The organism is Chryseobacterium pennae (genome assembly GCF_003385515.1).
Taxonomy (GTDB): domain Bacteria; phylum Bacteroidota; class Bacteroidia; order Flavobacteriales; family Weeksellaceae; genus Chryseobacterium; species Chryseobacterium pennae.
In genome coordinates, this window is sequence record NZ_QNVT01000056.1 from 1 (window position 1) to 6,451 (window position 6,451).

Consider the following 6,451-nt stretch of genomic DNA (forward strand, 5'->3'; position numbering starts at 1 on the left):
GCATTCGTTTAGTTCACTTTATTTTCTCTGGTTCTTCAGTATTTAATTATTATCTAATTTACTTCTAAATCCTTTTGCAAATCTAAAGGCATTCGTGGCTAAAAAATCAAATATATATTTATTTACTATTACAGTGTATTATATTTTTAATCTGAAAATCAAATAGTTAGATTTATTAGCGTAAAAATAACACAAATAAATTTGGTAAGTCAAATGATATTGTGCTACATTTGCGTAGAAATAACACAATATGAATTACACCTTACAAAATATTAAAGAGAAATTTCAGAAGAAGCAAAGGATAAAGTTTTTATTTTTCTGGGGACACACGGTTAAAAATGAAATCACCAAATCATGTTTTAGCCAGTGGTTTACAGGGAATTTTGAAGAAAATGGGGTTGTTTATAAAACAGCAGAGCATTATATGATGGCTGGTAAAGCAAAATTATTCAATGACCATGAAAACTTAGAAAAAATATTGCAGGCATCTACTCCTAATCAGGTTAAAAGCCTGGGCAGAAAAGTAAAAAACTTTGATCCGAAGCTTTGGGATGAGCACAAATATGAGATTGTAAGACAGGGAAATCTTTTAAAATTTTCTCAAAACAAAAAGTATAAAGACTTTCTTTTGTCAACAGGAGATAAAATACTGGTAGAAGCCAGTCCTTACGATACCATTTGGGGAATCGGGATGCTGGAAACAGATTCAAGAGCAGAAAATCCTTTATTATGGAACGGAGAAAACCTTTTAGGATTTGCTTTGATGGAAGTAAGAGACGAATTAAGAGGGTAAAAACACAATAACCAGTCACAGAATAGTAATCATGGAAAAAACAGACCTACATCCGCAGATATTTCTGATTGAGGACTTTCTTTCAGAAGCAGAATGTAACGAATACATTGCCTTATCACAGGAGAAAAATTTTGAAGAAGCAAAGATTAATGTTGGTGGACGTCAGATGATGAGCAAAGGAATCAGAAATAATGACAGGCTGATGATTTTTGATAACAATCTGGCAGAAGATCTTTTCAAAAAGGCAATAACATTTCTTCCACAGGAACATGAAAATTGCAGGCTTTTGAATTTTAATGAAATGTTCAGGGTTTATAAGTATTCTCCGGGCCAGCAATTCAAGATGCATCGGGACGGAAGCTATATCAGAAATGAAAAAGAGAAGAGTTTCTATACATTTTTAATCTATCTGAATGATGACTTTGAAGGAGGAGAAACAGAATTTGAAAACCTTTTCACAGTAGCTCCCAAGAAGGGTACAGCCTTAGTTTTTTATCATCCTTTAAGACATGAAGGAAAAACACTGATTAGCGGATTAAAATATGTTTTAAGAACTGATATAATGTATTCCTGTTAAAAATGAATGCAGGATAGTGCATAGCTATGCTCTTTTTAATTAGCGTAATAATAACACAAAAAAAGATCAGATATGGAAGATGAATTAAAACCAAGATTTATCGAGTCATTACAGAGAAACAATGATCAGATCAGAGAAGACCGTGCGCGAACGATCGGAGAAGATTCAGAATTGATTTACAGGCGTAAGGTAGAAGACATCGAGTTAAAAATAAAAAGACTCGAGCGTGAACAGGAAGGACTAATTGATATCAGCCCTTTGGACAGAAACAGTCTGACTTTTGCGGATTTTAATCCAGAAGCATTCGTTCAGAAAGACATGGAAATATCATTAACAATCAGAAATCTAAATATTCAGCTAGAAGTAAGTCAAAAGAGATTTGAATATTTATTCGGAAAAACATTTTAATCATGGGAAGTACAAGATACGATATAGACGCTCGTTATGACAGAGCAAGCAAAGCAGGTTACGGAACAAAATCCGCAGGTGAAATCTTCACACAGAATGCCAAAAGACAGGCTCATCCATCAATGATTCCTAACGGAATTTCCTTCAGGGAATCCAGGGATTCTGAGGTGCATCCTAATTCAGTTCCTATTATTCTGGGATTGGATGTCACCGGAAGTATGGGACATATTCCTCATGAACTCATCAAAGAAGGATTACCAAAACTGATGGGCGGTATTATTCAGGGCGGAGTTCCGGATCCGGCATTGCTTTTCCTGGGAATAGGAGATCATGAATGCGATAGCTATCCTCTTCAGGTAGGTCAGTTTGAGTCAGGAGATCAAGAACTGGATATGTGGCTTACCCGTACTTATATTGAATCCGGAGGAGGCGGAAATGCTGGTGAAAGTTATCTTTTATCCTGGTATTTTGCCGCTTTCCATACCAGAACAGATGCTTTTGAAAAAAGAAATCAAAAAGGACTATTGTTTACAGTGGGTGACGAGCCTTGCCTGAAAATACTTCCGGCATCAGCCATCAGGGAAATTATGGGATCCGGTCAGCAGACTTATACTCACTATGAACTGTTGGAAGAAGCTAAAAAACGATACGAAGTATATCATATCAATGTCTTACATTCTGATCAGGCAATAAGAGCAGACAGAGGCTGGAAAGATCTGTTAGGACAAAACTGTATATCGATAGAAGACCATAGACAAATCCCGGAGGTTATTAAAAAAATTATCTGCAATACATTTAAAGATAGAACCTCTGGAACACCAACTATGGATGGATTAGACAACGTACAGATGCTTTAGATTACAACTTGCCGGAGGGCAATAACTTTAAAAATACCAGACATGAAAAAGGTACAAATAGTTATAGGATTAGGTTTCGGAGATGAAGGAAAAGGAATTACTACGGATTTCCTGGCTCAACAAAACCCTGAGTCTGTGGTGATCAGATTTTCAGGAGGACAGCAGGCTGCTCATACGGTAATGATAGATGACAGGAAGCATGTTCATTCAAGCTTTGCGAGTGGAGCTCTTCGCGGATTGCCATCTTACTTTACCGAACATTGTACCATTCATCCCATATTTCTATTGAATGAAAGGGAAGAATTAAAAGCAAAAAACGGAAATATAGAGCTTCATATTCATCCTTTAGCCAAGGTAACTACACCTTTTGATGTCTGGCAAAACAGAACCAATTCCAAGAATCTGGAACATGGAACCTGCGGGAAAGGAGTAGGAGCTACCATGAAAAGAAATGAAAGCCCTTATAAATTATTTGCAATTGATCTTATTGCTCCAATGGAAATGTTGGTAGAAAAGCTGAAAAGTATTGCTTATTACTATGGTTTTATGGAAGAAGAGCAGATTAATGAACAGATCGTCCCTTTTTTAGAAATTATTGAGCAAATAGATTGGAAAATAGATGACTATAGCTATCTGAACTCATTTGAAAATCTCATTTTTGAAGGCAGCCAAGGCATTTTATTAGATATGGATCATGGTGTTTTTCCGAATGTAACCTATGCCCATACGACCTCCAAGAATGCTTATGAGATCTGTAAGAAACTTGATATTGAAGATATTGAAATGTATTACGTGACCAGAAGCTATGTAACACGCCATGGAAATGGCTGGATGAGCAATGAAAAAGAGCTTACTCTAAAAAACAATGAAGAGGAAACCTGTACCTTTAATAAATATCAGAGAGAACTGAGGTTCGGAAGGTTAGATTATAAATTGTTGAATTATGCTTTAAAACTGGATGGAGCTTATATCAATTCTACAAAGAAGAACCTGGTCATAACCTGCCTGGATCAGATTGATGAGGAGTTAAAATTGGATCAATTGGAAATGAAATTTGATACCATTTTCGGATCTTATTCTCCTTATTCAAAAGATTTTAAAAAGCTGATTTAATAATGAAAATAAGGGTTTTAATTTTATATTTAAGGAGGGAAAACGTGAAGTATAAATGATTTTGATTAAGATGAGATGAAAGAGTTTGAAATAAGAGCAGACTATACCCGTGATACCATTGTTGTATATCAGGCTTATAATAAAGCCATTGCACAATCTGCAGTAGAAAATCAGAAGTTTAGTGCTCCTTTTTCATTTGGCAGAATGACTTGGATTAAACCTTCTTTTCTTTGGATGATGGAGCGAAGTAATTACGGACAGAAATCCAATCAGGAATGTACTCTTGCTATTCATATTAAAAGAGAAGCCTGGGAAAAAGCATTAGAAATGGCTGTTTTAACTTCTCCTGAAAAAAGGGTATATCCAGATCCCAAAACCTGGGAAGAAGCATTTGAAAATGCCAAAATCTATGTACAATGGGATCCTGAAAGAAATATTAAAGGAAATAAATTAGAGTATCGTTCCATACAGATTGGAATCAGTAGGTATCTGATAGAAGAGTTTAATGAAGACTGGATCGTAAAAATAGAAGATTATTCACCACTGGTAAAAAAGATATTGAATCTTACCAAACAGGGAGAATATGATAAAGCAAAGAAACTATTACCCGTAGAAAAAATATATCCTTTATCCAATGAAAGTACTCGTAGGGTAGGATCAAATTAAGATTAAGAAGATGAAAACAACAAGATTGTACAGACCGGTAGGAGAAAAGGAAATGGTTCTTATTATGGAGAACGGATATAAAAAGTTTCCTCCACGACTAGAATGGCAACCCATCTTTTACCCGGTTCTGGATGAAGACTATGCTTCAGAAATTGCTGAGAAATGGAATACCCGAGATGAGTTTGGAAATTATCTTGGTTTTGTAACCTGTTTTGAAGTCTTGGAAGATGTTGCTGATCAATATCCGGCACAGAATGTAGGAGCCAGAAATCATAATGAATTGTGGGTTCCATCGGAAGAGCTGGACACTTTCAATCAGGCCATAATTGGAAACATAGAAGTCATCAAAGTATTTGTAGGAAACGATTTTAAAAGATCCGCAAATAACGAAATAGAGAGTCTGGTAAAGACTTTAAAAACAACTACCACGAATCCATAGGATAGTAAAAAAAAACGTGCATTCGTGGCCAAAAAGAATTAAATGAATACTGCCACGAATGCACGAATAAAAATGATAATGCAATCATTATAAGGGTTAAAATAAGCTATAATCCTGATAAAAAATTAGTGCATTCGTGGCTAAAAAGAAAAGAATCATGACAAATAAAGGAATGGCAAAAGATACATTAGATATCCTGGCCAGGAAATATTATATAAATACAGAAAACGAAAGGATAGATATAGAAAACGAGCTGGAAATCAGTAAAAAAGAAACCGCTCTTTTCACTCCTGAACAACTTTCTGAGCTTACAGTTGCTCCAATGCCGGAAACTCATTTTGAAACTCAATTTGAAACCTTGCGTTGCAGTTCGTTAAAAGCTATTTTGGAATTAACTAAAGAAGAAGATCAGGATAAAGTAATGTGTCTGAACTTTGCATCTGCAAAAAACCCGGGTGGCGGATTTATTAATGGAGCAGAAGCGCAGGAAGAAAGTCTTGCAAGAACGTCAGCATTGTATGAAACCCTTTTAATGGCAGACGATTATTACACATTACACCGTAGTATGACCTCTTGTTTTTATACAGATACAATGATTTACAGCCCAAAAGTTCCTGTTTTCAGAAAGGATAAAGGAGAATTGTTATCCAAACCAGTTATGTGTAATTTCATTACTTCAGCAGCTGTGAATGCAGGAGTGGTAAAAAGGCAGGAACCTCAAAGAGAAAATGAGATATTAGGAGCAATGGATATCAGAATGGATAAGATGCTTGCACTGGCCCTACACCAGGGAAATGAAACCTTGATTTTAGGAGCATGGGGCTGCGGAGTATTCAAAAATGATCCAAAAGAAATTGCTGGGTTGTTCAAAAAATATCTCCAGGGAAAATATAAGAACAAATTTAAAAGAGTGGTTTTTGCTGTCCTTACAAAGAAAGAAGAGATGCTGAAGCCGTTTGAAGAAATACAATGAAAATTGAAGTTATAAAAGGAGATATCACAAAGATTCATGCAGATGCTATTGTCAATGCTGCCAATTCCTCTTTGTTGGGCGGTGGAGGTGTAGATGGTGCTATTCATCGTGCTGGAGGACCAAAAATACTGGAAGAATGTAGAGTTATCAGAAACAGACAAGGAAAATGCAGCACAGGAGAAGCAGTAGTGACAACAGCGGGAAATCTTCCTTCAAAATATGTTATCCATACTGTAGGACCAGTCTGGAATGATCATAAAGAAAAGAGCTCAGAACTTTTGTCAAACTGTTATAAAAACTCTTTAAAACTTGCAGGAGACCTTGGGGTTAAAGTAATTGCTTTTCCCAATATCAGTACAGGAATTTATAAATTTCCTAAAGAGCTGGCTGGGGAAATTGCAGTCAATGAAGTAAGAAAATTTCAGTCAGATAGTATAGAGAAAGTTATTTTTGTCTGTTTTGATGAAGAGAATGAAGAAATTTATAAAAAAAAATTAAAAGAATCCTTTTAAGCATCAATAATTATATTAGTGTATTCTAAGACATATGCAAATTATATCTTGTTAAATTTACAAAAGGTTCCTCTCTTTTTACCACAGCAAATATTCTATAGATCAGTTTGCAA

At 35.5% G+C, this 6,451-nt stretch carries 9 protein-coding genes; all 9 read left to right on the top strand.

What is annotated here, in order from left to right:
- The first annotated feature begins 250 nt into the window (after nucleotides 1-250).
- The 9 genes from DRF65_RS27960 to DRF65_RS28000 all read left to right on the top strand — a co-directional run bounded on the left by DRF65_RS27960 (nucleotide 251) and on the right by DRF65_RS28000 (nucleotide 6,338).
- Nucleotides 251-793: an NADAR family protein gene (locus DRF65_RS27960; RefSeq protein ID WP_115973984.1), complete on the top strand. Its 543-nt coding sequence runs from the start codon at nucleotides 251-253 to the stop codon at nucleotides 791-793.
- A gap of 31 nt (nucleotides 794-824) precedes the next feature.
- Nucleotides 825-1,370 carry a 2OG-Fe(II) oxygenase gene (locus DRF65_RS27965; protein ID WP_115973985.1) on the top strand — a complete coding sequence of 182 codons (546 nt, stop codon included), beginning with the start codon at nucleotides 825-827 and terminating at the stop codon, nucleotides 1,368-1,370.
- Between the two features lie 72 nt (nucleotides 1,371-1,442).
- On the top strand, nucleotides 1,443-1,778 hold the full coding sequence (locus DRF65_RS27970) for a hypothetical protein (protein ID WP_115973986.1): 336 nt from the start codon (nucleotides 1,443-1,445) through the stop codon (nucleotides 1,776-1,778).
- A gap of 2 nt (nucleotides 1,779-1,780) precedes the next feature.
- On the top strand, nucleotides 1,781-2,635 hold the full coding sequence (locus DRF65_RS27975) for a hypothetical protein (protein ID WP_115973987.1): 855 nt from the start codon (nucleotides 1,781-1,783) through the stop codon (nucleotides 2,633-2,635).
- 42 nt (nucleotides 2,636-2,677) lie between these two features.
- Entirely contained in the window at nucleotides 2,678-3,748 is a 1,071-nt protein-coding gene (locus DRF65_RS27980) for an adenylosuccinate synthetase (RefSeq protein WP_115973988.1), read from the top strand.
- Nucleotides 3,749-3,823: 75 nt separating this feature from the next.
- Nucleotides 3,824-4,414, top strand: coding sequence for a DUF4291 domain-containing protein (locus tag DRF65_RS27985; protein ID WP_115973989.1), 591 nt, complete (start codon nucleotides 3,824-3,826; stop codon nucleotides 4,412-4,414).
- 10 nt (nucleotides 4,415-4,424) lie between these two features.
- Nucleotides 4,425-4,853, top strand: coding sequence for an ADP-ribosylation/crystallin J1 (locus DRF65_RS27990; protein ID WP_115973990.1), 429 nt, complete (start codon nucleotides 4,425-4,427; stop codon nucleotides 4,851-4,853).
- 157 nt (nucleotides 4,854-5,010) lie between these two features.
- Nucleotides 5,011-5,826, top strand: coding sequence for a TIGR02452 family protein (locus DRF65_RS27995; RefSeq protein WP_115973991.1), 816 nt, complete (start codon nucleotides 5,011-5,013; stop codon nucleotides 5,824-5,826).
- Nucleotides 5,823-6,338: an O-acetyl-ADP-ribose deacetylase gene (locus tag DRF65_RS28000; protein ID WP_115973992.1), complete on the top strand. Its 516-nt coding sequence runs from the start codon at nucleotides 5,823-5,825 to the stop codon at nucleotides 6,336-6,338. The genes DRF65_RS27995 and DRF65_RS28000 overlap by 4 nt, the downstream gene beginning before the upstream one ends.
- Nucleotides 6,339-6,451: the final 113 nt, after the last annotated feature.